This is a genomic window from Hymenobacter arizonensis (genome assembly GCF_900115775.1).
Classification (GTDB): Bacteria; Bacteroidota; Bacteroidia; order Cytophagales; family Hymenobacteraceae; genus Hymenobacter; species Hymenobacter arizonensis.
In genome coordinates this window covers 368239-394904 of sequence record NZ_FOXS01000004.1, presented here as the reverse complement: position 1 = coordinate 394904, position 26666 = coordinate 368239, and the positions used below count along the sequence as shown (strand labels likewise).

Below are 26666 nucleotides of genomic sequence, written 5' to 3'. Positions count from 1 at the left end.
GAGGGCTAAGCCGGTAGCAGAAACGAGTCGGCCACTACCTGGTTTTTGCCGGTCTTGCGCGTGGCAGTAGGGCTATCGAATACGATGAGTACGTGCCGGTCGTCGAGCAGGGCCATGCCTTCGGCCTTGTCCTTGCCGGCGGTGGGGCCGTGGCCGTGGGGCACATCGAAGAGGCGCTGGATTTTCTCGTCTCCAATCAGGCTGTCGGTGGGCTGGCGGGTGGCGTTGGACCAGCAATACACGGCAATGGTCCCGTCGAGGTCCATGGTGGGGCCGGCCAGCAGCAGCAGGTCGTGGCCCCGCAAGCGAAGCTCGCGCAAGCCCATGCCGCCCAGGGCGAGGAAGTGTTTTTTGTAATACGTTTCGGTGGCACCTTCCACTTTGCCCAGGCGCAGGCGGCCGTGCTTGTCTTCTTCCAGCCTCAGCTCCAACACTATGGCCCAGCCGCGCAGCACAGGGCCGCGCAACCCCACAAACACCTGCCCTTGCGCATTCACGGCCATCCCTTCGATGTCAAAGCCATTGTCCTTGCCGGGAATCTGAATAAATGGTTTGATGTGAAGGTCTTCGGCCAGGAGGTCGAGTAGCTCGTTGGCATTGTCGTTGCCGCGGAGCTGGGCCGCGGTTAGGGTTTGGCCCGCTTGCGTGGGGTGCGGGGCTTTTTTGTGCAGCTCGTAGTCGCCAGTTTCTTTGTTTAAAACCAAAGGAATGCGGGCCAGCAGGTAGCGGTTGCCATCTGCCTCGACCTTCGCCAACCTTTTAATTTGCTTGGCTACGTCCGCATCTTCTTCGTTGGACTTCCTGCGTTTAAGGCTGTGCGAACCCACCAACCAGAGGTAGTGACCAGCCTCGGCCATGCCCTCAATGTCAATTTCAATATCCTCCCCAGCGGGCAGGTCGAGCAGTTCGGTGAGTTGGTACGAGCAGTGCTCGCCAAACTCGTGCGGCCCCGTTCGCCGCAGGCGTTCCATGGTGGTGCGCTCGTCGCAGCACACCCACAGGTTTTCTCCCACCAGCAGGGTTGTCGATAAGCCATCGCGCACGTGCTTTTTATCAGCATTTAGGCTAAGCTTGGGGTTGAAATGGAGCGTGTAGGGCTGGCGGCGCATGGTGTAGTACAGAGTCGACTAGGTGAGTAAGCGCGAAACGAGCGCACCGCCGATAGGTTCTGTTTTTGCTATCCTTTCCGAACAGTGAATTGTTTTACAATCCGTTGGCCACAGGCCTTTAACACCTTGCCGATACCTATCAACAACGCTTTGTTTCTACATCACCCTCGCCCTTATTAGGGACGACGCCATACGCCAGTGCCACCGCTACGCTTATATCAGTCTTGGCGCAGAGGGTCTCATCCAGTACAGTCGGAGCTTGGGAGCCAAATGAAACTGTCTTTGTTGGTGCATAACACTGGCTGTCCCGTCCTTACTCCAGCGCGTGCGCCAAGTCAGCCAGCAGCTCTTCTACTGGCTCGATGCCCACGCTTAGCCGCACTAGCCCCACGGTAATGCCCAGTTCAGCCCGCTGCGCATCAGTCAGCGCCCGGTGCGAGGTGTGTAGCGGGTGTGAGCACGACGAATCCACGCCCGCCAACGAAGGGGCAAACGGAAACCGCTCCGACCGCTGCATGAAGCGGTTCACCACCGCAGCATTGTCGGGCAGCCGAAACGAGAGCATGCCGCTGAACAGACCGTGGCCCTGCGAAGCCGCCAGCACGTGCTGAGGGTGCGCCAGCAAGCCGGGGTAATACACTGCCTCCACGGCCGGGTGCACTTCCAGAAACTCGGCTACCTGCTGGGCGTTGTAGCTGTGCGCAGCCACCCGCAGGCGCATGGTTTTCATGCCCCGCACGCTCAGCCAGCTTTCCATCGGGCTCAGAGTCAAGCCAAAAACGGTTCCTATCTGGCGCAGGCGGGCGGCATCTTGAGGTGTGCGGGCCACCACGGCCCCGGCCGTCACATCGGAGTGGCCGGCTAAGTATTTAGTCACGCTATGCAGCACTAAGTCGGCGCCATAAGCCAATGGCTTGGTGAGAACGGGCGTAGCAAAGGTGTTGTCTACCACCAGTTTCAGGCCGTGCTGTTGGCATTCGGTGGCCAGGGCGCGCAGGTCCACCACGCGCAGCAGCGGGTTGCTCATGGTTTCGCAAAGCAGCAGCTTGGTGCTGGCTTGCACGTGGCTTTTCAGGTCATAGAGCTCCTCAAAGGGAACGTAGCTCACCGTGATGCCCAGCCGCGATAACTCCAGATTCAGCAGCGCCGCCGAGCCGCCGTAGATATCCGCCGCGCACAGCACGTGGTCGCCGGCCTGGCAGTAAGTCATTATAGCCGCGAAGATGGCGGCCATGCCCGAACCCGTGGCCACGGCCCCAGCGCCGGCTTCCCAGCGGTTCACAGCCTGGGCCAGCTCGTCGCTGTTGGGGTTGCCGTTGCGCGAGTACATGTAGCGACTCCCCGGCTCATCAAAATACTGCTGGATGGCGTCCAGGTCCTCAAACTTGAAGACGGAGGTTTGGTAGATGGGAGTGATTTTGGGATGGATATCCGTGTGATTCATGAGGGCCGCTTGGGGAATAGTCCGGCAAAGGTCGGCAATCACGGCCGGGTTTACCGCGGCACCTCGCTTTCGCGCCGCAGCCGGTTTTCGCGACGAAAAACCTCCATTAGCACCAGGAAATAAGACACCAGCAGCGGCCCTACCACCAGCCCGATTAGCCCAAAGATTTCCACGCCCAACACCAGCCCCACCAAGGTCACCAGCGGGTGAATATCGCCCATGCGTTTGGCCAGCATGATGCGCAGCAGGTTATCCACGTTCACAATCACGATGAAGCCCACCAGAAGAATGCCGATGGCCTGTGTGTTTGCGCCCACCGAAAACTGATACAGCGCCGCCGGCCCCCAAACCAGAGGCGTGCCCAGCACCGGCAAAAACGCCATAAAAAAGGCCACAACCCCCCAGAATGCCGGGTCGGGCACCGAAAAAATCTTGAGGGTGATGCCTGTAAGGATACCCTGCACCAGCGCCACCAGCACCTGCCCCAGCACGTTGGCGTTCACGTTGTTCTTGAGTGCCTCGCCCAGGTCCTGCAGCGTCTCGTTGCGAAAGGGCAGGTACCGGTGCAGCCCCAGCAGAAAGTACGTTTCCTGCATAAACAGGTAGTACATGGTGAACAGCATGAGCCCGACCACAACCAGGAAATTAAGCGCGCTACTGGCCAGTGTCGGCAGCCACCCACTCACTTTATTGGCTCCCTGCAACAACAATTCCCGCACGTTCAACTGCGCGGTAAAGTTGAAACCGGTAGCATTTTCGACCTTGTGGACCACTTCTAATATCCGCTCCGGATTCTTAGCAAAGTTCACCAAGCGGTCCAGAAGCAGCGAGCTAAGGGCATAAAATGGCACCACCAGCACCACCACCGTCACAAGCAGGATGCCAATGGTTACTAATCTCCGATTCCAACGGCGCTGGTGCACCAATGCCACCCACACCGGCCGAAACACCACGAACAGAATACCCGCCGCCAGAAAGGCCGTCAGGTACTGCGCCAGCCCCATTACCATCAGGCCCAATAAGCCAGCGAGTGAAAACACCAGCAGCAGGTACCGCTGGCGGGGGGTGTAAATGTTCTCGACAGCAGCAAATGGGTCGGAAGGTTTTTGCATCGGAATGTTAGTAAATCAGCACACGGTTTGTGGGGTACGCAGGTGGCATAATTTTGTCCGCTTGTGCAATAAAAAAAGCCGTTCCTGCGGGGCAGAAACGGCTTTCAAATAACAGCAGCCATAGCAACCCGCTAGGCCAACTAGCAACTCGCTTACAGCCCAGCGCCTTCGGCGAGCACAATCACGTTGTTGCGCAGTACTTCCACCACGCCGCCTTCGATAGAAATGGCCTCGCGGCCAGCGGCGCCAGTCAACACGACCTGGCCGGCTTTCAAAGCAGCAATCAGCGGGGCGTGGTTGTTCAGTACCTCAAACAAGCCATCGGCCCCCGGAAACTGGGCCGACGTCACTTCGCCTTCGAATACCTTGCGGTCGGGGGTGATGATTTCTAGGTGCATTTTATTGTTGAATTGTCAGGCTAAAAAAGAACGTCATGCTCATCTGGCGTCCGCGGAGCCGAAGCATCTCTACTGCGCAAGTAACTGAATTACTGTTGCGGTAGAGATGCTTCCTTCGTCAGCATGACGTTCTACTATAACGTTTCGCTTGACGTTCTGAAATTACTTGGCTTCGGCAATCAGGCGCTCGCCTTTCGCCTGCGCGTCCTCGATGGTACCCACGAGGTTGAAGGCCGCCTCGGGGAGGTGGTCGTACTTGCCGTCGATGATTTCGTTGAAGCCGCGGATGGTGTCCTTGATGTCAACCAACACACCGGCGAGGCCGGTGAACTGCTCGGCCACGAAGAAGGGCTGCGACAGGAAGCGCTGCACGCGACGGGCGCGGTTTACCACCTGCTTGTCCTCCTCGGAGAGTTCGTCCATACCCAAGATGGCGATGATGTCCTGCAGTTCCTTGTAGCGCTGCAGAATCTCCTTCACGCGCTGGGCGGTGTTGTAGTGCTCGTTGCCGATTACATCGGCAGACAGGATGCGCGAAGTCGAGTCCAGCGGGTCAACGGCGGGGTAGATGCCCAGCTCGGCAATTTTGCGGCTCAGTACCGTCGTGGCATCCAAGTGAGCAAAGGTGTTGGCCGGAGCCGGGTCAGTCAAGTCATCGGCAGGCACATACACGGCCTGTACCGAGGTGATGGAGCCGCGCTTGGTCGAGGTAATGCGTTCCTGCATGGCACCCATTTCGGTAGCCAGCGTGGGCTGGTAACCTACGGCCGAGGGCATACGACCCAACAGAGCCGATACTTCCGAACCCGCCTGCGTGAAGCGGAAGATGTTGTCGATAAAGAACAGGATGTCGCGGCCGGCACCGGTGCCGTCGCCATCGCGGAAGCTTTCGGCAATGGTCAGACCCGAGAGGGCCACGCGAGCGCGGGCTCCGGGGGGCTCGTTCATCTGGCCGAACACGAGGGTAGCCTGCGACTTGAGCAGCTCTTTCTCGTCCACTTTCGACAAGTCCCAGCCACCCGATTCCATCGAGTGCTTGAACTCCTCGCCGTAGAGAATGATGTTGGATTCGATGAATTCGCGCAGCAAGTCGTTGCCCTCGCGGGTACGCTCTCCCACGCCGGCAAACACCGAAAGACCTTCGTAAGCCTTGGCCACGTTGTTCACCAGTTCCATGATGAGTACGGTTTTGCCCACGCCGGCACCGCCGAACAGACCAATTTTACCGCCCTTTACATAGGGAGCCAGCAAGTCAATTACCTTGATGCCGGTGTAGAGAATTTCCGACGACGTTGCCAGGTCCTCGAACGCTGGGGGCAGGCGGTGAATCGGCAGCGGGCCGTCCGATTTCGGCTGGGGAATGCCGTCGATGGCCTGACCGATAACGTTGAACAGGCGGCCTTTCACGCCTTCGCCCGTGGGCATCGACATGGGAGCGCCCAAGTCGCGCACAATGGCGCCACGGGTCAGGCCCTCGGTCGAATCCATGGCGATGGTCCGAACCCGGTCCTCGCCCAAGTGCTGCTGGCACTCCAGTACTACCACTTGGCCGTTGTCTTTCGTGACTTCGAGCGCGTCGAGGATATTGGGCAGCTTCGTGTTCTCACCCGCGAAGCTCACGTCCACTACGGGGCCGATGACCTGGGTGATTTTGCCGGTATTCGCCATTGAGGTGTATTTATAAGAAAGATGATGCGTTTTTCAGGCCGCAAAATTACGGCAGAAGCGCGGCTTTTCCAACCTATCGGCTAGAAGTCCGGTCGTCCGGCTTTCAACCCCGCCAAGCCGCTTTATGCTATGGAAGTCAGCTAGAAAAGAGGTTTTAGCCGGTTTATCTCTCCTGCCGCCGCAATTTTCTCGTAAAAATTTTTCAACAAATACTTGCCCCGAATTTTTCCGGTAGTACATTTGCACTCCCAAACGGCACGTAGCCACGAGGGAAACTGTCCGATGGTGTAACTGGCAACACGCTTGATTTTGATTCAAGAAAGTCCAGGTTCGAGCCCTGGTCGGACAACGACAAAGCTCGAGTAAACGCAAGGCGCTGGCTTCTCCAATATCCGGAGTGGTCAGCGCCTTTCGCTTTTTCCACTTGGCTGCTTTGCTAGCCTCGGCCACACCAAGCTCCCACCGCAACAACTCATTATTCAGCACCTTCCCCAATGAAACAGGTCAAAATATTCGCTGGTAGCGCCTCCGGCGCACTCGCCGAAAGCATTGCCGTCGCCTACGGCACCACGCTCGGTGAGCTCACCCTCCAGCGCTTCGCCGACAATGAAATGGGCCCGAGCTTTGACGAAAGCGTGCGGGGCTGCGAAGTCTTCCTGGTTCAAAGCACCTTCCCCCCCGCCGAGCATCTCATGGAGCTGATGCTGATGGTGGACGCCGCCAAGCGGGCCTCGGCCCACAAAGTTGTAATTGTGATGCCGTACATGGGCTATGCCCGCCAGGACCGCAAAGACAAGCCCCGCGTCAGCATCGGCGCCAAGGTAGTGGCCAACATCATCCAGAGCGTGGGCACCGACCGCCTGATGACCTGCGACCTGCACGCCGGCCAGATTCAGGGCTTCTTCGACATTCCCGTTGACCACCTCGACGGCGCCACCGTGCTGGCCCCCTACATCAGGTCGCTCAACTTGGAGAACCTGATTTTCGCTTCGCCCGACGTGGGCGGCGTGGTGCGCACCCGGGCCTTCGCCAAGAAGTTTGGGGCCGAGATTGTGGTCTGTGACAAAATGCGCGTGCGGGCCAATGAAATTGCCTCCATGCAAGTAATCGGCGACGTGAAGGGCATGAACGTAGTGTTCGTGGATGACATGATTGACACCGCCGGTACCATTTGCAAAGCGGCGGAGCTGGTAATGGAGCGGGGGGCCCTATCGGTACGCGCCGTGGTTACCCACCCGCTGCTGAGCGGCCCAGCCCACGACCGCATCCGCGCTTCTTGCCTTACTGAATTGATTACGACTGACACCATTCCGCAGCGCCAGGAGAACGAGAAGGTGCGCGTGATTTCACTGGCGCCGCTCTTTGCCCAAGCCATTCGCAACGTGGTGACGCACGAGAGCATCAGCTCGCTGTTTGTGTAAACACAGGTCGCTGCGCTCGCAATGACAGCGAGTTCCTTTTAATTCTCAATCCCTTCCGTTACCTTTGCGGCCCGTTTCGGCAAGGGTTGCCAAGGCGGAAACATCATTTCCCAAACCACTTCTTTATGAAAAGCCTCGAGATTGTAGGGTTTAAAAGAGCGAATCTCGGTAAAACTGAGGCCAAGGCACTGCGCCTAGACGCCCAGGTACCGTGCGTGTTGTATGGCGGCAAGGACACTGTGCACTTCTCTGTGCCCGCTATCCTGTTCCGCGAGTTGTTGTACACGCCTGAGGCACACATTGTGGACCTGAACGTGGAAGGCACCTTGTACAAAGCCATTGTACAGGACGCCCAGTTTCACCCCGTAAACGAAATGCTCCTCCACGTTGACTTCCTCGAGTTGGAAGCCGGCAAAGAGGTAAAAATGGACATCCCCGTAAAATACATCGGCGTTTCGCCGGGCGTATTGGCTGGTGGTAAACTGGTGAGCAAGCTGCGCAAAGTGCGCGTGCGCGCTACCATGGACAACCTCCCCGACTACGTGGAAGTGAACATCGGCACCATGGAACTCGGCAAATCCATCAAGGTAGGTGCCGTGGAGCCTAAGGGCTACACCATCCTGACCAGCAAGGAGGCGCCCATCGCCACCATCACCATCCCACGTGCGCTGAAAGGCGAACTGGCTGCTGGCAAGTAATTAGCACTTGGTCGAATTATTCTCGCATTCCGAGACTAATTCAGGCAAATACCAAAAAGCCGCTCCAATTTTGGGGCGGCTTTTTAGTTTCCTCAAATTGCTCCGGGCATTCGCTCGATATTTCTTTTTGATAGTATGAAGTTTCTGGTTCTTTGCCTGGGCAACATTGGCCCCGAATACGCCGATACGCGCCACAACATCGGCTTCATGGTGGCCGATTTCTTGGCTGCTAAATTCGATGCTCCACGCTTCGAAATAAGCCGCCACGCATTTGTGACGGAGATTAAAAGTAAAGGCCACACGTATGCGCTAGTGAAGCCGACGACCTATATGAACCTGAGCGGCAAAGCCGCGGCACATTGGCTGGCTACGCTGAAGATTCCTGTCGAAAATATGATTGTGGTCACCGACGACCTGGCTTTGCCCTTTGGCAAGCTGCGTTTAAAAGGCCAGGGCTCGGCCGGCGGGCACAATGGTTTAAAAGACATTCAAGCCACGCTAGGCACCGATGTGTATGCCCGCCTACGGTTTGGCGTGGATGCTAATTTCCCGAAGGGCCGGCAGGTTGATTATGTGTTAAATCCGTTTTCAGCAGATGAATTAATTGAATTGCCAACCCGAATTGAGAAAGCCGCGGATGCGGTATTAGCATTTGGCGCTATGGGACTGGAGCGCGCTATGAACGTGGTAAACGTGAAATAATTCCCTGATTACGATGCCGCTCCCATGTCATTGCGAGGTTGCAGGCCGTAGCAATCCGTCCTCTCACTGCGTTCAACTCAGAGATGTGATAAAGTTTTGTTAATTTAAAAAGCCCCGACACAATTGCTGATGTCGGGGCTTTTCACATTAGAGGGCGAGTCGCTGAGACCGAGACGGATTGCCGCGCTAAGCTCGCAATGACAGCCGTTGTTAAACCACGCCGCTGCCGTTGCGCACAGCTTTGCTAGGCTGCATGAGCGCCAGGCTGCCATCGGCGTTTTCTGCCATCAGCAACATGCCTTGGCTTTGGATGCCTTTTATTTCGCGAGGGGCGAGATTGAGTAATACCTGTACCTGCTGTCCAATTAACGCTTCGGGAATAAAGTGCTCCGCAATGCCGCTTACAATGGTGCGTTGCTCAAGGCCCAGGTCAATCGTGAGCTTTAAGAGCTTCTTGGTTTTTGCTACTTTTTCGGCTGCTACAATGGTGCCGATGCGCAAATCCATCTGCCCAAATTCGTCGAATGACACGTCGGCTTTTGCAGGCGTTACGGGTGTGCTGGCGAGTTGATTTTCCTTTTTGGTATCGAGAAGCTTTTGCACTTGAGCTTCCACCGTAGCGTCTTCAATTTTGGCAAATAGCAGAGTTGCTTCGCGTAGCTCGTGGCCCTCGGGAAGTGCATCGGCCCGGCCGGCGCTAGCCCAATTGCCTAATTCCAAATTGAGCATGGTGGCCAGTTTTTGCGCCGATTCGGGCAGGAAGGGCTCCAGGACAGGCGCCAGCGCGGCGGCTATTTGCAGCGCTACGTGCAACACAGTGCCGGTGCGCGCCACATCAGTTTTGATGAGGTGCCAAGGCTGGGTTTCGGCCAGGTATTTATTACCCAACCGCGCCAAGTTCAGCACTTCTGCCAGGGCATCGCGGAAACGGTAATTCTCAATTAACTCCCCAATTTTGGTTGGGAATTCCGCCAGTTGCGCAAAAGCATCCTGGTCAATTGCGGTTAATTCTCCCAAAGCAGGCACTTTGCCTTCGAAGAATTTGTGCGTGAGCACGGCGGCGCGGTTTACGAAGTTGCCGAGCGTGGCAACTAATTCATTGTTGTTGCGCGCCTGAAAATCCTTCCAGGTAAAGTCGTTGTCTTTGGTTTCGGGCGCATTGGCGCATAGCACGTAGCGCAGCACATCGGCCTGACCGGGAAAATCGGCGAGGTATTCGTGCAGCCACACGGCCCAGTTGCGTGAGGTGCTGATTTTATCACCTTCCAGGTTTAGAAACTCATTGGCAGGCACATTATCTGGCAGCACAAATTCGCCGTGCGCTTTCAGCATTACTGGAAAAATAATGCAGTGAAATACGATGTTGTCCTTGCCAATAAAATGCACCAATTTGGAGTCGGCGTCTTTCCAATACAATTCCCATTCGTCGGGGAAAGCTTCTTTGGTGGCGGAAATGTAACCAATGGGTGCATCAAACCAGACGTAGAGCACTTTGCCTTCGGCGCCGGCTACGGGCACGGGCACGCCCCAGTCGAGGTCGCGCGTGACGGCACGTGGGTGCAGGCCTTGGTCTATCCACGATTTACACTGGCCGTACACGTTGGTTTTCCAGTCGTTTTTGTGGCCTTCAATTATCCATTCGCGCAACCAGGGCTCGTATTGGTCGAGGGGCAAAAACCAGTGTTTGGTGTCGCGCAAAATGGGTTGCGCGCCGCTAAGCATGCTGCGCGGGCTAATTAATTCGGTTGGGCTAAGCGAAGTGCCGCAGCGCTCACACTGGTCGCCGTAGGCGTTTTCATTGCCGCAATTCGGGCAAGTACCCACGATGTAGCGGTCGGCAAGAAATTGCTGGGCCTTCTCGTCGAAATACTGTTGCGTGGTTTGCTCGATGAATTGTCCGGCGTTATTAAGCTTCGTAAAAAAGTCGCTGGAAACCTCGGCGTGGGTAGCCGACGACGTGCGGGAATACACATCAAACGACACGTTAAAATCGCGAAAAGAATCGCGAATCAGCGTGTGATATTTATCAACAACCTGCTGGGGAGTGACGCCTTCTTTTTGGGCCCGGATAGTAATTGGAACGCCGTGTTCGTCGGAACCGCAAATAAATTTTACATCCCGTCCTGCCGAGCGCAGGTAACGAACATAAATGTCAGCAGGCAAATAAACCCCCGCTAAATGACCGATGTGCACGGGACCATTGGCGTAGGGCAAAGCAGCGGTAACAGTGTAACGCTTAGGGAAATGCGACATAATTAGCAAAAAGAAAAGGCCGTAATTACTGCTTTGTTTTTTAACAAGCTGCCTTTACTATTACGGCACAACTGCAAAGAAACAACAGAAAAAAGACAGAAATTAATCAACAAAAAAAGAGAGCGAACCGTTTGATACTTAATTCATTTTATATTTGAGCGCACCCATTTAATTGGGCTGCACAAAAGGCGGTGTTATGCCGCCTTATTATTTCTCCCTCAACCTTTTTTCAGATGAAAAAACCTGCTTCTCCGAAACAGTCGGAAAAACGCGCAAAACGCACGCCGGAAGAAAAGTCAGCACGCAAATCAGCCAAGAAAGCTGGTCGCGCTGCAGCCGTTCTCAACGATGACCGCGCCGATAATAAGGCAAGCCAGAAGAAGACGCTTAAAACGGCGGCAAAGCAACTGCAAAAGGAACTGAACAACCGCATGAACGAAGTGGTGACTCGCATCCGCAAAGAAACGAAGGCGAAGCTGAAGGAAGTGGTGAAGGAAGCAACGCGGCGGCTTGACGGTGACACGGAGCGCATGTTTGAGCAAGCCCTGCAAACCATAGTGCGTCATTACGACTCCGTAGCGAACGGCACCGACAATACAGCGGATAACGGCAGCGAAAGCGGCACCGCGGCTTCTGCCCGCGGCCGCAAGAAAGGCCAAACGTTGAACAAGGACGGTACTCCCCGCAAGACTCGCGCCGGCGAGGACGACTCCGATGCCTCCGATGACGAAGCACCGGTATCTACCCGCGGCCGCAAGCCCGCTGCTACCGCCACTGGCGCTCGCCGTGGCCGCAAACCTACCGCCGATGCTGCTCCTGCCGCACGGCGCGGCCCGAAGCCTGGCACGCCCGCTACCGGCGCGCGCCGGGGCCCTAAGCCCCGCGTACAGGCAGCCCCAGCGCCTGAGGCAACCGACGTGATGAACTCGGCCGATAGCCCCAGCACCGGCGAAGTAAGCGCCTAAGCTTCCGCACGAGGATACATAAACAACAGCCCGCCTCCGTTCATTCGGGGGCGGGCTGTTGCTTGAATGCCTATTTGGCCAGAGACCATGATTTGCGAAGGTCTCTTCAGGCAAGTTCTGAGCTTGGCGAGTGGCTCAAGTTACGGGCGACGCACGGGCGCTTCCACCGGTGGGTCGTAGCTGAGCCTTTGGATGCGGGTTTCGGGCGTGGTGTTGTTGGGCTGGTCGGTATTAAGATTCTCGATGCGCTTTTGGCGGTTGATATCGGAAGCCTGATTGCCCAGCCGCACCCGGTTGGGGGTGGCGTCGGGCACCGAAGAATTAGCGCCGCTGCTGTTGTAAATGGCCCGGCGGTCGGCGTCGGTGCGCACTTCGGTGGGCACATCGCTAGCGGCGGGGGCACTTACTCTGCTGGACGGGGCTGCCGGAGTCGCCCTTTCTCCCGATTGCTCCGAAGTGGTGCAGCCGGACAGCAGCAGGCCGAAAGCCAGCACCACAGAGCTGGGGAAAAAGCAAGAACGTATCATGGCGAATGAATGAAAAAAGCAGCCAGAACAGGCTGCTTTTCTTCAAACGCGGGGGAGTGCGGTGTGGTTCGCGCTACTGGCTGTCGCTAAGCCAGGGCGGGCTGGATTTGGTCGGTCTTGATGCCGTCCCAGAGCACCATGCGGGCCTCCAGGCATTGCACCGTCACTTGCTGGCAATCAAGCCAGCGGTCGGGGTCGTCGGCACACAGTTCGCGCACCATTTGCTGAGCCAGGGGCGCGTGCACCTCCTCGTCGAGCTGAATGTGCCGGTCGAGGTAATAAGTGAACGTATCGAGCTGGCCGGGAAACCGGTCGCGCAGCTCCTCTACCAGCTGGCGAAACATGGCCGGAATCAGGTCTTCGCGACCAAAGGTGAAAGCCGCTGCCATGGCATGGACCTGGCCCGAGAGGATGATGCCAAACGTATTTTCAACAAACTGACGCACCGAATCGGGCACGCGGGCGGCATCCAGGGCCTGCGCCAGGGTGTGGCCTGCCTGCAGGGCCGCAACTAGTTGCTCAATGGGCTGCGTGTCGGCGCCGCACTCCCTCATGGCTTGCAAGTAAAGCTCGAAGTGACTAACCGAATTTCCCTGCAGGTCGACGTCGGATTCTTCTTCGAGCACAATCTCATTTACCAGGCGCCGCGTGGCCGGGTTGGGCGTGGGCACCCACGGCACCCGCACGCACGTCAACTCGCGCTGCAAGGCTTTGAGCAGCGACATAAAGTCCCAAACGGCGAACACGTGGTGCTCCATAAACTGGCGCAAGTCGGCCAGTGTCTGGAGGCGGTAGTAAAGATTATTGTTGAGCAACAGGCGGCGGCTTTGGGCCACTTCCTGCTGCAGAAATTCGATGGGGTCTGAAACAGCATTCATAAACAGGAGCAATGAAAATATAATGTTTTTAATAAGTATTTTTATTGCTCAAATTCCTTGGACTGATGGATTAATTCGCCGAAGCCATATTGAAGGCCAGCGGATATAAACGAAAAGCCCCCCAGCATGGATTGCCAGGGGGCTTACATTTGTGAATTTTCCTAGAATAACACCAGCATTTCTACTTTTTCTTCTCGAATACTAACGCATTGCCATCCATGCAGTAGCGTTGGCCGGTGGGCTTGGGGCCGTCGTTGAAGACGTGGCCCAAGTGTCCGCCGCACTTGGCGCAAACTATTTCGTCGCGGCTCATGCCGAAGGTGTCGTCCGATGCCACTTTGACGCTGGTAGCGGTGGCCGGGGCAAAGAAGCTGGGCCAGCCCGTGCCCGATTCAAACTTGGTATCGGAGTAAAAAAGCAGGTTGCCATCGGCGGCACAGTAATAGCTACCCGCGGCGTGGTTATCGTGGTATTTGCCGGTGAAAGGGCGCTCGGTGCCTTTTTCGCGTAGGATAAAATACTGGTCGGGGGTCAGGACTTTCCTCCATTCGGCGTCGGTTTTGCGCACGGGAAACTCGTCGGGCTTACCGGTCACAACCTGGGGCTGGAAGTAGGTTTTGCCGGCTACCGTGCGGGCCGGAGCGGCATTATTCGCCGCCACGTCGCGCTTTTGCGAGCAGGCCGAATTCAGCGTAAGCGTGGAAACCACTAATAACAAGAGGGAAAAGCGCATGTGCGAGAATGGGTTGAGGTACAAGTGCCCAACATACGAGACGGGCCCGCGGTTCGGTCTTATGGACCAACGCGAAAGCAGCGGGAACCTTACGCCCCGGCTAATTGATTTAGGGCGACATGCTTGGCTGCGCGACGGCCAGCGCGGCCCCATCCTCGGCTGGGTGCTGATTAAGAGTTGAGTAAGCCAAGGCTTTGCGCCTTTTTATCTGTACCTTTGCACCCGCAAAAACACAACACATGGCCCAGAACATTCGGAATATTGCCATCATCGCTCACGTTGACCACGGCAAGACTACCCTTGTGGATAAAATTATCCACGCATCCAAGATTTTCGACGCTCACCAGCAGTTCGATGACCTCATCCTCGACGACAACCCGCTGGAGCGCGAGCGCGGCATTACCATCGTTTCCAAAAACGTATCGGTACGCTACAAAGACGTTAAAATCAACATCATCGACACCCCTGGTCACGCCGACTTCGGTGGTGAAGTAGAGCGCGTGTTGAAGCTGGCCGACGGCGTACTGCTGCTCGTGGATGCCTTCGAAGGCGCCATGCCGCAGACCCGCTTCGTGCTCGGCAAAGCCATCGATTTGGGCCTGAAGCCCATTGTGGTGGTGAACAAAGTAGACAAAGAAAACTGCCGTCCCGACGAGGTGCACGAGCAGGTATTCGACCTGATGTTCAACCTTGGCGCTTCGGAAGACCAGTTGGACTTCGTGACGCTGTACGGCTCCTCGAAGCAGGGCTGGATGAGCACCGACTGGAAGCAGAAGACGGAAGACCTGATTCCGCTGCTCGACGCTGTGGTGGCTTCAATTCCTCCCGCGCCAGTACTGGAAGGCACGCCCCAGATGCAGATTACCTCGCTCGACTACTCGTCGTTCGTGGGTCGTATCGCCATCGGCCGTGTGCACCGCGGCACCCTGAAAGAGGGTTCTAACATGAGCCTGATGAAGGCAGATGGCAGCATCAAAAAAGTAAAAATCCGTGAGCTGCACATTTTCGAAGGCCTTGGCCGGGTGAAGGTGGACCAGGTAGAAAGCGGCGAAATCTGCGCCGTATCGGGCATCGAAGGCTTCGACATTGGCGATACCCTCGCTGACTTCGAAAACCCGGAGGCACTTGAGCGCATCAGCATCGACGAGCCGACGATGAACATGCTGTTCACCATCAACAACTCGCCGTTCTTCGGCAAGGAAGGCAAGTTTGTGACGTCGCGTCACTTGCGTGACCGTCTGTTCAAAGAAACCGAGAAGAACCTCGCCCTGCGCGTGGAGGCTACCGACAAAGAGGATACCTTCCTCGTGTTCGGCCGCGGCATTCTTCACTTGTCGGTACTCATCGAGACCATGCGTCGCGAAGGCTACGAGCTGCAAGTGGGCCAGCCCCAGGTTATCTTCAAGGAGGACGACAACGGCAAGCGCCTTGAGCCCATGGAATTGCTCGTGGTTGACGTGCCCGAGGAAACCGCCGGCAAGGTGATTGAATTGGTGAGCATGCGCAAAGGCGAAATGACCATCATGGAGCCCAAAGGCGACCTGCAGCACTTGGAATTCCGTATTCCTTCGCGTGGCCTCATCGGCCTGCGTAACAACGTGCTGACGGCTACCGGTGGTGAAGCCATCATGAACCACCGCTTCATCGACTTCGAGGAGCACAAAGGCGTGATTCCAGGCCGTATTGCGGGTTCGCTGATTTCGCTGGAAACCGGCCCCGGCACGGCTTACACCATCGACAAGATGCAGGACCGTGGCTCGTTCTTCGTAGACCCAGGTGAAGAAGTATACGCTGGCCAGGTTATAGGCGAGCACACCCGCCCGAACGACTTGACCATCAACATCCAGAAGGGCAAGAAGCTGACTAACATGCGTGCCTCGGGTACGGATGACAACGCCAAGATTGTTCCCAAGCGTCAGTTCTCGCTGGAGGAAGCCATGGAATATATCCAGAAGGATGAGTACCTGGAGGTAACGCCGAAGTCGGTACGCATGCGCAAGATTTTGCTCGACGAGAACGAGCGTCTGCGCTACGCCAAGACGGCCGAGTAGTTATGGCTGTGCTGAGTTGGCGGATTGCCGTTCAGCACTGTAGTTTGAGAAAAAGGCGCGGCACTAGCCGCGCCTTTTTTAATGGTTAATTTTGAAAGAATCGACATTCGCTTTACCTGCGCTCCTGATGAACTCTACTTCACTAAACCAATTTATTCAGCTGTTTACGCTGGATGACGCGGCGGCCACGCAACGCGTGAGCGAGCGGCTGGCCCTAGTGCTTCGCAACCCGGAGATGTACGCGGAGAGGTTTGCCGAGGAGTTGGAAGAACGTGGCATTGTAGCGCCGCTGCCCCCGCAGGAGCTGCGGGACATAGCCCTTATCGATGCGCTTTTGAGCGAGGACCTGGCCTGGGAGAGTGATTGGAACGACACGGCGCCCACCATTGCCGAAGGCCTGAATGAGATACTGGCGCAGCAAAAGCGAGCGGCCAGACTAAAGCCCACTACCCTGGCAGGCCGCCGCGAACCCGGCCCGGAGCAGCTCGATACCGTGCACGACGCGCTGGAAAAGCTGGGGCTGGCCCTGGTGCTTTTCACGCTGGATAGCGACTCGTATCCTTTGGGGATAGTGGCTGAGGAGCAGGTGGAGCAGGTGCGAGCTCTGGCAGGAGAGCTAGGGTTTGAAGTGGTAGTGTACTAGGTGGTCTTCTCGAGAGTCAGGTTAAGATTGCTCAAAAGAAGACATAGCACCACTTGCATAGAGCGCTAGCTGCTTGATTAAAGGCGACGTGCGTTCCTCATTACGCTAAGCGCTAGTGCGCTGCCGCACGGCCTCAAACGTGAGCACGGCGGTTGCTACGCTCACGTTGAGCGAGTCGATGCGGCCCATCATGGGAATGATAACCGTTTCGTCGCAGGCTTGGCGCATTTGGGGCGTGAGGCCGTCGGCTTCGGTGCCCATCACCAGAGCGGTGGGGCGGCGGAAGTCGCATTCGGTGTAGTTGCGGGCTTCCGGGGCGAGGGCGGCGGCGTAGCTCCGGATGCCTTTTTCGCGCAGAAAAGCCATGATATCGGCTACCGGTGCGGCCACGGTGGGTACCGTGAACACGCAGCCAATGCTGGCCCGGATGACATTGGGATTGAATAAATCGGTACGTGGGTCGCCGATGAGCACAGCGTCGACGGGGGCAGCGTCGGCGGTGCGGAGCACGGCGCCGAGGTTGCCGGGCTTCTCCACGGCCTCGAGCACTATGACGAGTGGATTGGCCGGGAGACGCAGGTCGGCCAGGGTGCGGGCCGGGGTGCGCAGCACGGCTAGGATGCCATCGGAGCCTTCGCGGTAGGCTACCTTTTCGAATACGGGCCGGGTGACTTCGAACCACTCCGGGCCGGCGGCATTGGCGTCAAACAAGTGTAAAAGGGCCTGAAGGCCTGCTTCGCCAGCCAGCTCGGGACAGGAATACACCGCTGCTACGGCCACGCCGGCCTCTACGGCAATGGTGAGTTCGCGCAATCCTTCCACCAGGGTAAGGCCCAGGGCACGGCGTTCGGCTGACTTTTGCTGGAGGCGCAACAACTGTTTGATGCGCGGATTTTGGGGGCTACTGAGGCGGTCGGAAGGGGCAAACGGCATGGCCGCGAAGATACGCGTGCCGCGCCCGAGCCCAACCTTAGGCCTGGCGCAAGCGTAGGGCGGGCCATTACCTTCGTACCCAATGAAATCGAAAATTGACGGAAAAATTATTGCGGGCCTGGGGCTGGCAGTCGGCATTCTGCTGCTCACCGCGGCGGCCTCTTTCTGGAGCATCCGGGGACTGAGCGTTCAAACCAAGCGCGTGGAGCACACTTACCAGGTGATGCAGCAGGTGGCCAACGTGGCGGCAGTGCTCAAAGATGCGCAAGCCGGCGTGCGCGGCTACCTCCTCACCGGCGACACGCTGTACCTGCGCCCCTTCAGCCTGGCCAGCGGCATGCTGCCCACCAGCCTGGAGCGCCTCGACCAGCTCACGGCCGATAATACCACCCAGCAGGCCCGCCTCGATTCGCTGCGGGCGCTGGTGGAGCAGGAATTCCGCATTCTGCGCCCCCTCACCGACATGAACAAGTCGATGAACAAGGCTGCCCTGCAAACCTTGCTCGACACCGACCGCCAGACGCTGCGCCAAGTCCGGCTACTGTACGACCGCATTCAGCAACAGGAAATGGCTTTGCTAGCCCAGCGTAGCGCCCTGCAGGATGTGTTTGAAAAAGCCACCCCCATCGTGGTGCTGGTATCGGCGGTGCTGGCGGTCATCATTGTGGTGTGGCTGGTAATAAAAATTGTGAAAGAGCTGGCCGATAACCGCCGGCTGCAGGACGAGCTGGCCGAGGTGAACCAGCAAATCAGCCGGCGCATTGCCCAAATTCGCTCGCTGGCCGAACAGGTGGTGCAGGGCGACTACACCGTGAAGATTAGCGACGAGGCCGACGACAACCTGGGCGGCCTGGCCATTTCGCTCAACCGCATGACCCAAACGCTGGAGTCCAGCTTCAGCGCCCTGGAAAAGCGCAACCAGGAACTCGACCAGTTTGCCTACGTGGCGTCGCACGACCTGAAAGCGCCCCTGCGCGGGGTCACCACCATTGTGAAGTGGATTGAGGAGGAACTCTCTGCCGAGCTGTCGCCCCAGCTTCGCACCTACCTCACCCAGATGAAGGGGCGCCTAAGCCGCCTCGAAGACCTGATAAATGGCTTGCTGGCCTACGCCCGCGTGGGGCGCACAGCCCAATCGGTGAGCACCGTCGACGTGAGCCAGCTGCTGAACGAAGTGGCCGAGCTAGTAGTACCGCCCGATTTCACGCTGCACCTCGGGCCGAACCTGCCGGTGTTCGCCACCAACCGCCTGGGCTTGCAGCAAGTGTTTACCAACCTACTCAGCAACGCGGTGAAGTACCACCACCGGGGCGCCGGGCAACTGGCAGTGACCTGCGCCGATGCCGGCCGCTGCTACGAGTTTCGGGCGCAGGACGACGGACCCGGCATTGCCCCGGAATACCACCAAAAGGTTTTCCTACTGTTTCAGACCTTGCGCGACCGCAACACGGCCGAAAGCACGGGCATCGGCTTAAGCATTGTGCAGAAGCTAATCAACGAGCATCAAGGCAAGATTCGCATCGAATCGGCGCCGGGGCAGGGAGCCGCCTTTATCTTTACATGGCCTAAGTGAAGAACAGTTAACAACTGTCATTTAACAGTGAACAATTAGCCGTCAACTGTTGAATACTATCTGTTAAATGTTTATTGTTAACTGTTAATTGATGTTTATGCGCTCGGTATTACTTGTTGAGGACGATATTTTTGATACGATGACGGCGGAGAAATCCTTCGCAAAATTCAACGTACCTCACCAGCTGCTCACGGCGTTCAACGGCGAGGAAGCCCTGGACCTGCTGCTGGGGCGCAATGGGGCTGAGCCTATCCGGCCGTTGCCAGAAGTCATTCTGCTCGACCTGAACATGCCCCGAATGAACGGCATTGAGTTTTTGACGGAGCTGCGGGCCCATCCCGATTTTCAGGACATTCCGGTTTTCATTACCACAACCTCCGGCATGGACATAGACCGCCTCAACGCCGAGCAGTTGGGGGTGAGCGGCTACATTCTGAAGCCGCTGGACTTTGAAACCAGCAGCGACTTATCGGACAGCCTAAGCCTGCTGGAAAAGCTGCTGAACTAGGCGGCAGGCAGGAAATAACCGGTGGCGAAGTCGCTGTGCACAGGCAGGACAGCGGCGCGGGAAAGATGAACCAGGAGTGAGCTGACCAGGGACTAGTGGACCAGGCACGGCATTGTGTAAACTTGTGCCGCGGAAACGGAATTAAGCCCCCTTACCTTTCGTTTGCGGCGCAGGCGCACAGTTGCATGCTATTTGCAGCGGGCCTGAGATATTTGGCGAGCGTTGGTACCTTAGTTTAGCCCTTCTTCCTGTTCTTTTTATGAGAAGTCCCCTTCTATTTCCGGTGCTGGCGATGGTGATGCTGGCCGGGCCCGTGGCCCAGGCGCAGGACGAAGGCCCCCGCCAGCTGGGCGCGCCTCCCACTATGCCTCCGCCTTCGCGGCCCCGCACCGCCCCTGCTCCCCGCCAGCTGGAAGCCGTGCCCGTAGCCCCGCCCGACAGCACCCGGCGGGCTACCGTGACGGCGCCTTTGCCCGCGCCCATGCCGGCTCCGGCGTCGGAGCCCGTGTACGCGCCTGCTGCGCCGGGCCAGCTGCCGGGCAACAACACCCGGCCCACCCGCTTTCAGGTGGGGCTGAAAAACGGCATGCTGTACAACGCCTACGACGTGGAAATGAAGACCCCGCTGTTTGGCCGCTCATACCTGCTGCTGGACGGGCAGCGCCGGTTTGACCTCACCGAGATTGGTTTCTACGAAGACGAATCGGGGCACTACGTGCGCACCATGCTGCCGGGCTCCTCGCGCGAAACCACCCTGCGGCGCGACAAAACCGGCCGCATCAGCCTGTATTCCATTACTTCGGCGCAGTACAACTCCGGCCCCGGCGGGTTTGGCTACCCCGGCTATGGCATGGGCGGCATGGGAATGGGCGGCTTTGGGATGGGTGGCTTCGGCGGCTACCCTTACGGCGGCTACCGCACCGTCAAAACCGAGTATTTTTCTAAGGACAACGGCCCTATCCAGAGCCTGAATAGCCGCAACCTGATGCTGGCCACCCGGGACAATGCCGGCGCCCAGCAGCTACTGGCCGAGTCGCGGCGGTTTCACCAAGCCACGGTGGCCAGCTACGTGGTGGGCGGTGGCCTTTTGGTGGCGGGCATGCTGCAAACGCTGCGGCCCACGGAAAGTGGCCGGGCTATATCGCCGCTGATTTACGCTGCTGTTCCGGTGCTCATTGTGCCCATTGTGCTGCAGAGCAAACAAGTAAATAACCAGCGGCAAGCCATTGCGCTGTATAATTCTTCCCGGTAGCGCCCGCGTTTGGTGAGAGAGCAGTAGAGATTAAAGCTGCTCCTGGCATGGCCCCAATGATAAGTCCGCTGCTGTCGGGCGTGTCATTGGGGCTTTGCTTTTGTGCTGGTGCCGTTCCGACCGCGTTGTTTGGGGCGGCAGCAAGCAACCTCTTGCCCGGCCACTTGCGTAGGCCGGGGATGAAACTCACAGCCGCGACTACCTCTGCCGAAGCCCTGACTGCCGACTTTGCCACCCGCCAGGCCAAGGCGATGCTGGTGCACGAGCGGCTTTGCGCCGAATACGGGGCGCCCTTTCGGTTTTTCAGCACTAAAGACGCGCTGAGCGAATTGGTGAGCGCACTGCTCTCGCACCGCACCAAAAACGCCGATTCGCACCGGGCTTACCAAGAACTGCGGGCCACCTTTCCGACTTGGGAAGAAGTGCGCGATGCACCCACCGAGGCCGTGCAGCACGCCCTGCGAGCCTGTACCTGGCCCGAGCAAAAGGCCCCACGGATTCAGGCCGTGCTGCGCGAAATCAGCGAGCGTTGCGGCACGGATGCGCCCTGCTCGCTCGACTTTCTGGCCGAAATGCCCATTCCCGAAGCGCGCGCCTGGCTGGAGAGCATCAGCGGGGTGGGACCGAAAACCAGCGCGGCCACTCTCCTGTTCAGCTCCCTGCGCATTCCGGCCATGCCCGTGGACAGTCACCACCACCGGGTGGCTCAGCGCCTGGCCCTAATTGGCCCCAAAGTGGGCGAAGGACCAGCGCATAAGCTGCTGGAGGCCCTGCTCCCACCTGGCTGGGATGCGCAGCAGGTGTATGACCACCACGAAGCCCTCATGTTTCATGGGCAGAAATGCTGCTACTTTAGCAGCCCTGCCTGCCACCGCTGCGTGGTGCTCGACCAGTGCCCGTTTGGGCAAAGCCGGGTTCCGGGTTCTCAGCCTGCTGTGGTTGATGGCTGCGTGCCCATTGCTCCGCCCCAGGGTTTATTTTCATGATTCTTCACCTGCTTGCCGAGCCCAGTGCCCGCACCAACCAACTACTGGTGGCCGCCGACGGCAACGTCACCGTGCGCCTGAAAGCCCCACCCCAGGAAGGCCAAGCCAATGCCGTGCTGCTGGGCTTCCTGGCCGAAGTATTTGACACCAGTAAAAGCCGCGTGGTGCTGATGAGCGGCCACACCGCACCTTTCAAAAAAGTAGAATTGCTGGATGTTGACGAAAGCCAGTGTGCGGAGGTGCTGGCCCGGCACCGCACGCCCTAATTTGGAGCAAGGGACACTTGCTCATCTACGAAGGAGATAAGCTATATTTAGGGAGCTGATAGCAGTAGCAACCGCTTGCACCTAACCCCTGGCTGGGCATGCTTCCCTCACTTCGCGACCTACGGTACCTGTTTGCCTACACGCTGCCACTAACGGCAGCGCTGAGCCTATGGCTGGGTGGAGCCTACACCTGGCTGACTTTTGCCTATGCATTTGGCCTGGTACCGTTGGTGGAATGGCTAAGGCCACCGGCGCCAGCTCAGCCGGGCGTAGCCGCCGCCACTGAAGCCAAACGGCACACCTTCTTCGACGGGCTTCTGTACCTGAATGTACCGTTGCAGTACGCGCTAATGGCTTTTTTCCTGTATTCGCTCAGTAACCGGCACTTCACCAGGGCTGAAACGATGGGGACCGTGCTCAGCGTGGGCATTTGCTGCGGGGCGCTCGGCATCAACGTGGCGCATGAGTTGGGCCACCGGTCTCGTGGCTGGGAGCAGCGCCTGGCGCAGGCCCTATTGCTGAGCACCTGGTACCCGCACTTTTTCATCGAGCACAACCGCGGCCACCACCGGCACGTGGCTACACTGCAAGACCCCGTCACGGCGCGGTTTCGGGAGGGATTCTGGCGATTTTTGCCGCGGGCAGTAGTGGGGGAAATCCGTTCGGCGTGGGCGCTGGAGCGGGAGCGCCTGCACCGGCAGGGCATGTCAGCGTGGAGCTGGAGCAACCAGATGCTGCAGTTTCAGGCGGCGCAGGGGCTGCTGGCGGGGGGCGTGCTGGCTGTGTTCGGGGTGAAGGGCATGCTGGCTTGGCTGGCTGCTGCCGTGGTGGGCTACGTGCTGTTTCAGCTGGTGAACTACGTAGAACACTACGGCTTGCTGCGCCGCCAAACCGCAACCGGTACCTACGAACGGGTGCAGCCCCACCACTCGTGGAACTCGGAGCACCCGTTGGGCCGCATTCTGCTCTATGAGCTTACCCGTCATTCCGACCATCACTACCAGGCCAGTCGGCCTTACCACACCCTGCGCCACCAGCCTGCCAGCCCCCAAATGCCCACAGGTTACCCTGGCATGATGCTGCTAGCTACCGTGCCGCCGCTCTGGTTTCGGGTGATGAACAAGCGGGTGCCGCAGACTGTCGCAAATTGATAGTTAGTGAATGTTAGCGACGTAGTTGGATAAAAGAGGCACGTCATGCTGAGCTTGTCGAAGCGTCTCTACTGCGAGAATAATTTAATCCCTTACGCGGTAGAGATGCTTCGACAAGCTCAGCATGACGTTCTTTCTCCTCTGTGGTTATTTCCCTCGTTTCCAGCGGTAGTACTTACGGTACCAGGGAGACGTTTTTTTGAATAAACTGCTCGTGCTTTCGTTGGGAAACATGTTTATCCGAAACACTTGCATGCGGTCGTCTTCGATGTGCATGCCTCCGGTGTCGGTGGACACGCCTAGGGCAAATCCGGCTTCACGCACGGCGTTTTTCACTGCGTCGTTGATGTCGCCAAACGGGTAGGCGAAGCTGACAATTTCGGTTTGCAGCGCGGCTTCCAGCTCGCTTTTGCTGCGTTGAATTTCGTTGGTTGCTTCGGGCAGCGGCAGTGTGGTGAGCCGGGGGTGCGACATGGTGTGCGCTCCAATTTCCCAGCCTGCCGCCACAAAGGCGCGCTTTTGCGCCAGGTCCATTATTTTGGAGAGCGGCTCGGTCGGGTCGATTTCCACGTCCCATTTGTTGTAGCGAATGTCGAAATCGCCGAGCAGATACATTACGCCGCGGTAACCGTACTGCTGCATCAGCGGCAGCAGGTTGGTATAGTTGTCGGCGTAGCCATCGTCGAAAGTGAGGATGATGGGGCGGGCGGGAAAGCTATCCAACGACAATTCGCCACTGGCAAATTTCAGGTAATCGGCGAAGGTGATGGGCGATAATTTCTGCTTTTTGAAATAGGCCAGGTGCTTTTCAAAATTCTCTTTTGTGACGTAAATCTGATGCTTGGTGGCCAGCGGCGCGTCGGGGATTTTGTGGTACATGAGCACCGGAATAAAGCTGGGCGCTGCTTTGCGCATGCGGGCCGCCTGGTAGGTTTCCAGCACGCGCGCGGCCACCGTGGCCAGGCTATAATGTGCTCGCACCTGCTGCTGCAGGGCTGCTGGCACGAGCTGCGGAGCCTGCAGGAAAGCCCGCGCCTCAGCCAACAAAGCCGCAAAGTCAACGGCTGATGGGGCTAGCTGCGCCGAGATGTCGCCTAAGTTTGAAGCCGCCGCGGCCGGAAATGAAGCGGTGGTCACGAGGCCTTCGTAGCTGGCCTCGCCCAGGGCCAGCACCGGGCGGCCCGCGCCCAGGGCCTCGATGGCCACCCGCCCCGCCCCTATTACCAAAGCCGTGCGAGCCAACCAGCCGGGCACATCGTTGGTGAACCCGATTACTTCAATTCGCTCGCCAAATTCAGCTTGCAGCTGCTGAAGCGCGACTTTACCAGCGGCCGGCAAGTGCTCCAGCTCGCCGCCAATGAGGGCCACCCGCAGCTGACGAAACTCGCGAAGCAGCACGGGAAATACTTCCTGAAGCAAGGCTGCTGCCCGCTCGCCTTTGCCTCCGTTGAAACGACCGATAAAAGCCAGGCGCGGCGGCTCGCCTGAGGTGGCTTCGGGAGCAGCCAGCGGGAAGCTTACCCCGTTCGGAATCTCTACGATTTTGGGCGCGGCCATCTTCACCTCGGTTATCAGGTGCTCACGCAGGTTGCCGCAAATGGCAATTACTTTATCGCCGTAGATATCGAACAGCGAAGTGGAGGCGTGCAGGTGCTGGCGGCCGTGCACGGTACTTACCAGGGGCACTTTCGAGCTGCGCAGCGCGGCGTAACAAACCCAGCTAGCCGCCCGGGAGTGGGCGTGTACCACATCAATTCGTTCAGCCCTCACCACCTGCCGAATACGCTGGATGTTCCGCAGCCGCTGCCCGTAGCGTCGGTTGCTGATAGCCGCCACGAGCTGAGTAGCCCCAGTGGGCAGCTGGTCGGATTCCGACAGCAGCCACACCTGGTGACCCTGGGCGCGGTGGGCCTCGGCTAGTTGCACCGCATAAGCAACGGAGCCCGCAAAGAACTCAGCCGAGAGAACGTGAAGAATGCGCATGGGGCAAAGGTATTGCCGCCCGCAACGTCAGGCCCGACAATGGGTTTCAGCCATTAGCTGATAACTCCCCCTCTCGGCGGGACTCTGCGCATGAAGCAGATGCGGGGCCGGGGGGTGAGGCTGCGGGTCAAGCCAACCCAAAAACTTGGCACATGTTTCTAATGCACATTACCGCATGGCGCGACCGGCTACGTTGTCCATATACTTCTGACCGCTGCCGGTGTTGAGCAGCAGCACGCTTTCGTTGCGCTGCAGCCAGCCGGTGGCCAGGAGCTGGCGGGCAGCCATCCAGACGGCAGCCCCTTCGGGGGCCACGAACAAGCCTTCCTGCTGGCCCAGGTCGCGCATACCGGCCAGCATGTCTTCTTCGCTCACGCTTACCACAGTGCCGCGCGACTCACGCAGCACGCGCAGCATCATGGCTTCACCCAGGGGGTGCGGCACGGCCAGGCCGTTGGCGAGCGTGGGACTGCCTTGATAGCTGTGGCAGTTGGGCTGGCGGCCGGCGTAGGTTTCAAGCAGGGGGCAGCAGTTTTTGGCCTGCACCGCCACCATGCGCGGCAGCGCATGGTGCGGCGCCAACCAGCCGAGGGCCTTCATTTCCTGGAAGGCTTTCCAGATGCCAATGAGGCCAGTGCCGCCGCCCGCGGGGTAAAGCAGCACATCGGGCAGCTGCCAGTTGAGCTGCTCGGCAATTTCGTAGCCCATGGTTTTCTTGCCTTCTAGGCGGTAGGGCTCTTTCAGGGTCGAGATGTCGAGCAGGGCGCCGTTGGCGTTGCGTTGGCGCACGCGGGCCCCGCAGTCGCTGATGAGGCCATCGACCAGCTCCACCTCGGCGCCGTACCAGTAGCATTCTTCTTTGAAGGCCTGAGGCGTGTGGCGCGGCATTACCACCACGGCCTTGAGGCCGGCGCGGGCGCAGTAGGCGGCCATGGCCACGCCGGCGTTGCCGGCCGTGGGAATGATGCAGCCGTCGACACCAAGTTCCTTGGCTTTGGAGATGGCCATGCTAAGGCCGCGCGCTTTAAACGAACCGGTGGGATTTTGGCCTTCATCCTTCAGCAGAAGGGAGGACAGTTCGTGGCGCGCGGCCAAACGCGGCAGGTTGAGCATGGGCGTCATGCCTTCGCCTAGGGTCACTTTGTTTTCTTCGTGGAGCAGGGGCAACAGCGCGCCATAGCGCCACATGGACGAATCGGCTTGGTCGATGGCATCGCGACCCAAGGGTTCGTGCAGGTCGTAATCAGCTACCAGAGGCAAGGTGCAGCACGTGGAAGTGCGCTGCAGGTCGAAGGCGGAGTACTTGGTGCCGCACGCTGAGCAGTGCAGGGAAGTCAGGCGCGAGAGGGTTTCGGTTGCTACCAGTTTCATAGGACAAAGTACGGGGAAGGCTCAACCGTAGTATGCCTTTT

The 26666-nt window shown here is 58.3% G+C and carries 24 protein-coding genes and 1 tRNA gene; 13 read left to right on the top strand and 12 right to left on the bottom strand.

All coding sequences use genetic code 11. The annotated features are described in order from the left end of the window. Positions 1–5 precede the first annotated feature (5 nt). The 5 genes from BMZ66_RS16075 to atpD all read right to left on the bottom strand — a co-directional run bounded on the left by BMZ66_RS16075 (position 6) and on the right by atpD (position 5731). A complete protein-coding gene (locus BMZ66_RS16075; protein WP_092675844.1) occupies positions 6–1109 on the bottom strand; it encodes a DUF3616 domain-containing protein in 1104 nt (367 codons plus the stop codon). 313 nt (positions 1110–1422) lie between these two features. Then, on the bottom strand, positions 1423–2553 hold the full coding sequence (locus BMZ66_RS16070; protein ID WP_092675841.1) for a trans-sulfuration enzyme family protein: 1131 nt from the start codon (positions 2551–2553) through the stop codon (positions 1423–1425). Between the two features lie 50 nt (positions 2554–2603). After that, a complete protein-coding gene (locus tag BMZ66_RS16065; protein WP_092675838.1) occupies positions 2604–3665 on the bottom strand; it encodes an AI-2E family transporter in 1062 nt (353 codons plus the stop codon). 152 nt (positions 3666–3817) lie between these two features. Beyond that, a complete protein-coding gene (gene atpC / locus BMZ66_RS16060) occupies positions 3818–4063 on the bottom strand; it encodes an ATP synthase F1 subunit epsilon (protein ID WP_092675835.1) in 246 nt (81 codons plus the stop codon). 162 nt (positions 4064–4225) lie between these two features. After that, the gene (atpD, locus tag BMZ66_RS16055) at positions 4226–5731 is read right to left on the bottom strand and encodes a F0F1 ATP synthase subunit beta (RefSeq protein WP_092675832.1); all 1506 of its coding nucleotides are present in this window, start codon (positions 5729–5731) and stop codon (positions 4226–4228) included. 276 nt (positions 5732–6007) lie between these two features. On the opposite strand from atpD, the gene BMZ66_RS16050 reads away from it, so the two are divergent. The 4 genes from BMZ66_RS16050 to pth all read left to right on the top strand — a co-directional run bounded on the left by BMZ66_RS16050 (position 6008) and on the right by pth (position 8552). Beyond that, positions 6008–6080: transfer RNA gene (locus BMZ66_RS16050), tRNA-Gln, on the top strand. Positions 6081–6225: 145 nt separating this feature from the next. Then, positions 6226–7152: a ribose-phosphate diphosphokinase gene (locus BMZ66_RS16045; protein WP_092675829.1), complete on the top strand. Its 927-nt coding sequence runs from the start codon at positions 6226–6228 to the stop codon at positions 7150–7152. Between the two features lie 125 nt (positions 7153–7277). After that, positions 7278–7850, top strand: coding sequence for a 50S ribosomal protein L25/general stress protein Ctc (locus BMZ66_RS16040; protein WP_092675826.1), 573 nt, complete (start codon positions 7278–7280; stop codon positions 7848–7850). A gap of 135 nt (positions 7851–7985) precedes the next feature. Further along, positions 7986–8552: an aminoacyl-tRNA hydrolase gene (pth, locus tag BMZ66_RS16035; protein WP_092675823.1), complete on the top strand. Its 567-nt coding sequence runs from the start codon at positions 7986–7988 to the stop codon at positions 8550–8552. Positions 8553–8762: 210 nt separating this feature from the next. On the opposite strand, the gene metG is transcribed toward pth, so the two are convergent. After that, positions 8763–10805: a methionine--tRNA ligase gene (gene metG, locus BMZ66_RS16030; protein WP_092675820.1), complete on the bottom strand. Its 2043-nt coding sequence runs from the start codon at positions 10803–10805 to the stop codon at positions 8763–8765. A 233-nt stretch (positions 10806–11038) separates the two neighbouring features. Here metG and BMZ66_RS16025 point away from each other — a divergent pair, with 233 nt between their 5' ends. Then, complete coding sequence (locus BMZ66_RS16025; RefSeq protein ID WP_092675817.1) at positions 11039–11770, top strand: OmpH family outer membrane protein; 732 nt, start codon at positions 11039–11041, stop codon at positions 11768–11770. A 140-nt stretch (positions 11771–11910) separates the two neighbouring features. Here the strand turns inward: BMZ66_RS16025 and BMZ66_RS16020 are convergent, their stop codons facing one another. The 3 genes from BMZ66_RS16020 to msrB all read right to left on the bottom strand — a co-directional run bounded on the left by BMZ66_RS16020 (position 11911) and on the right by msrB (position 13908). Further along, entirely contained in the window at positions 11911–12297 is a 387-nt protein-coding gene (locus BMZ66_RS16020) for a hypothetical protein (protein ID WP_143080247.1), read from the bottom strand. 86 nt (positions 12298–12383) lie between these two features. Beyond that, complete coding sequence (locus BMZ66_RS16015) at positions 12384–13175, bottom strand: DUF3050 domain-containing protein (RefSeq protein WP_092675811.1); 792 nt, start codon at positions 13173–13175, stop codon at positions 12384–12386. Between the two features lie 181 nt (positions 13176–13356). Then, positions 13357–13908, bottom strand: a complete 552-nt coding sequence (gene msrB / locus BMZ66_RS16010) for a peptide-methionine (R)-S-oxide reductase MsrB (protein WP_092675808.1) — start codon at positions 13906–13908, stop codon at positions 13357–13359. Between the two features lie 239 nt (positions 13909–14147). Between msrB and typA the strand changes: the two genes are divergently transcribed. Continuing rightward, a complete protein-coding gene (gene typA, locus BMZ66_RS16005) occupies positions 14148–15959 on the top strand; it encodes a translational GTPase TypA (RefSeq protein WP_092675805.1) in 1812 nt (603 codons plus the stop codon). 127 nt (positions 15960–16086) lie between these two features. Next, entirely contained in the window at positions 16087–16602 is a 516-nt protein-coding gene (locus BMZ66_RS16000) for a DUF6630 family protein (RefSeq protein ID WP_092675801.1), read from the top strand. Between the two features lie 105 nt (positions 16603–16707). Here BMZ66_RS16000 and BMZ66_RS15995 read toward each other — a convergent pair whose 3' ends face one another. Then, positions 16708–17535, bottom strand: a complete 828-nt coding sequence (locus BMZ66_RS15995; protein WP_092675798.1) for a TrmH family RNA methyltransferase — start codon at positions 17533–17535, stop codon at positions 16708–16710. 82 nt (positions 17536–17617) lie between these two features. Between BMZ66_RS15995 and BMZ66_RS15990 the strand changes: the two genes are divergently transcribed. The 6 genes from BMZ66_RS15990 (at position 17618) to BMZ66_RS15965 (ending at position 23271) form a co-directional block, all read left to right on the top strand. After that, the gene (locus BMZ66_RS15990) at positions 17618–19108 is read left to right on the top strand and encodes a sensor histidine kinase (protein WP_092675795.1); all 1491 of its coding nucleotides are present in this window, start codon (positions 17618–17620) and stop codon (positions 19106–19108) included. A 97-nt stretch (positions 19109–19205) separates the two neighbouring features. Then, the gene (locus BMZ66_RS15985; RefSeq protein ID WP_092676179.1) at positions 19206–19616 is read left to right on the top strand and encodes a response regulator; all 411 of its coding nucleotides are present in this window, start codon (positions 19206–19208) and stop codon (positions 19614–19616) included. Positions 19617–19875: 259 nt separating this feature from the next. Further along, positions 19876–20868, top strand: a complete 993-nt coding sequence (locus tag BMZ66_RS25185) for a hypothetical protein (protein ID WP_143080246.1) — start codon at positions 19876–19878, stop codon at positions 20866–20868. A gap of 179 nt (positions 20869–21047) precedes the next feature. Continuing rightward, positions 21048–21854, top strand: coding sequence for an endonuclease III domain-containing protein (locus BMZ66_RS15975; protein WP_234795122.1), 807 nt, complete (start codon positions 21048–21050; stop codon positions 21852–21854). Then, positions 21851–22120, top strand: coding sequence for a DUF167 domain-containing protein (locus BMZ66_RS15970; RefSeq protein ID WP_092675792.1), 270 nt, complete (start codon positions 21851–21853; stop codon positions 22118–22120). The genes BMZ66_RS15975 and BMZ66_RS15970 overlap by 4 nt, the downstream gene beginning before the upstream one ends. Positions 22121–22218: 98 nt before the next feature. Beyond that, positions 22219–23271: an alkane 1-monooxygenase gene (locus BMZ66_RS15965; protein WP_092675790.1), complete on the top strand. Its 1053-nt coding sequence runs from the start codon at positions 22219–22221 to the stop codon at positions 23269–23271. 147 nt (positions 23272–23418) lie between these two features. Here BMZ66_RS15965 and BMZ66_RS15960 read toward each other — a convergent pair whose 3' ends face one another. Next, positions 23419–25254 (bottom strand): polysaccharide deacetylase family protein, encoded by a 1836-nt coding sequence (locus BMZ66_RS15960; protein ID WP_092675787.1) that lies wholly within the window; start codon positions 25252–25254, stop codon positions 23419–23421. A 168-nt stretch (positions 25255–25422) separates the two neighbouring features. Then, a complete protein-coding gene (locus BMZ66_RS15955) occupies positions 25423–26625 on the bottom strand; it encodes a threonine synthase (protein WP_092675785.1) in 1203 nt (400 codons plus the stop codon). Positions 26626–26666: the final 41 nt, after the last annotated feature.

Excerpts from the sequence above, each read along its gene's own strand:
- BMZ66_RS16015 (WP_092675811.1), bottom strand. The coding sequence starts at position 13,175 with ATGAATGCTGTTTCAGACCCCATCGAATTTCTGCAGCAGGAAGTGGCC.
- typA (WP_092675805.1), top strand. The coding sequence starts at position 14,148 with ATGGCCCAGAACATTCGGAATATTGCCATCATCGCTCACGTTGACCAC.
- BMZ66_RS25185 (WP_143080246.1), top strand. The coding sequence starts at position 19,876 with ATGAGAAGTCCCCTTCTATTTCCGGTGCTGGCGATGGTGATGCTGGCC.
- pth (WP_092675823.1), top strand. The coding sequence starts at position 7,986 with ATGAAGTTTCTGGTTCTTTGCCTGGGCAACATTGGCCCCGAATACGCC.
- BMZ66_RS15970 (WP_092675792.1), top strand. The coding sequence starts at position 21,851 with ATGATTCTTCACCTGCTTGCCGAGCCCAGTGCCCGCACCAACCAACTA.
- BMZ66_RS15990 (WP_092675795.1), top strand. The coding sequence starts at position 17,618 with ATGAAATCGAAAATTGACGGAAAAATTATTGCGGGCCTGGGGCTGGCA.
- BMZ66_RS15995 (WP_092675798.1), bottom strand. The coding sequence starts at position 17,535 with ATGCCGTTTGCCCCTTCCGACCGCCTCAGTAGCCCCCAAAATCCGCGC.
- BMZ66_RS15985 (WP_092676179.1), top strand. The coding sequence starts at position 19,206 with ATGCGCTCGGTATTACTTGTTGAGGACGATATTTTTGATACGATGACG.
- BMZ66_RS15955 (WP_092675785.1), bottom strand. The coding sequence starts at position 26,625 with ATGAAACTGGTAGCAACCGAAACCCTCTCGCGCCTGACTTCCCTGCAC.
- BMZ66_RS15975 (WP_234795122.1), top strand. The coding sequence starts at position 21,048 with ATGAAACTCACAGCCGCGACTACCTCTGCCGAAGCCCTGACTGCCGAC.
- atpC (WP_092675835.1), bottom strand. The coding sequence starts at position 4,063 with ATGCACCTAGAAATCATCACCCCCGACCGCAAGGTATTCGAAGGCGAA.
- BMZ66_RS16040 (WP_092675826.1), top strand. The coding sequence starts at position 7,278 with ATGAAAAGCCTCGAGATTGTAGGGTTTAAAAGAGCGAATCTCGGTAAA.
- BMZ66_RS16000 (WP_092675801.1), top strand. The coding sequence starts at position 16,087 with ATGAACTCTACTTCACTAAACCAATTTATTCAGCTGTTTACGCTGGAT.
- msrB (WP_092675808.1), bottom strand. The coding sequence starts at position 13,908 with ATGCGCTTTTCCCTCTTGTTATTAGTGGTTTCCACGCTTACGCTGAAT.
- metG (WP_092675820.1), bottom strand. The coding sequence starts at position 10,805 with ATGTCGCATTTCCCTAAGCGTTACACTGTTACCGCTGCTTTGCCCTAC.
- BMZ66_RS15960 (WP_092675787.1), bottom strand. The coding sequence starts at position 25,254 with ATGCGCATTCTTCACGTTCTCTCGGCTGAGTTCTTTGCGGGCTCCGTT.
- BMZ66_RS15965 (WP_092675790.1), top strand. The coding sequence starts at position 22,219 with ATGCTTCCCTCACTTCGCGACCTACGGTACCTGTTTGCCTACACGCTG.
- BMZ66_RS16045 (WP_092675829.1), top strand. The coding sequence starts at position 6,226 with ATGAAACAGGTCAAAATATTCGCTGGTAGCGCCTCCGGCGCACTCGCC.
- BMZ66_RS16065 (WP_092675838.1), bottom strand. The coding sequence starts at position 3,665 with ATGCAAAAACCTTCCGACCCATTTGCTGCTGTCGAGAACATTTACACC.
- BMZ66_RS16070 (WP_092675841.1), bottom strand. The coding sequence starts at position 2,553 with ATGAATCACACGGATATCCATCCCAAAATCACTCCCATCTACCAAACC.
- atpD (WP_092675832.1), bottom strand. The coding sequence starts at position 5,731 with ATGGCGAATACCGGCAAAATCACCCAGGTCATCGGCCCCGTAGTGGAC.
- BMZ66_RS16075 (WP_092675844.1), bottom strand. The coding sequence starts at position 1,109 with ATGCGCCGCCAGCCCTACACGCTCCATTTCAACCCCAAGCTTAGCCTA.
- BMZ66_RS16025 (WP_092675817.1), top strand. The coding sequence starts at position 11,039 with ATGAAAAAACCTGCTTCTCCGAAACAGTCGGAAAAACGCGCAAAACGC.
- BMZ66_RS16020 (WP_143080247.1), bottom strand. The coding sequence starts at position 12,297 with ATGATACGTTCTTGCTTTTTCCCCAGCTCTGTGGTGCTGGCTTTCGGC.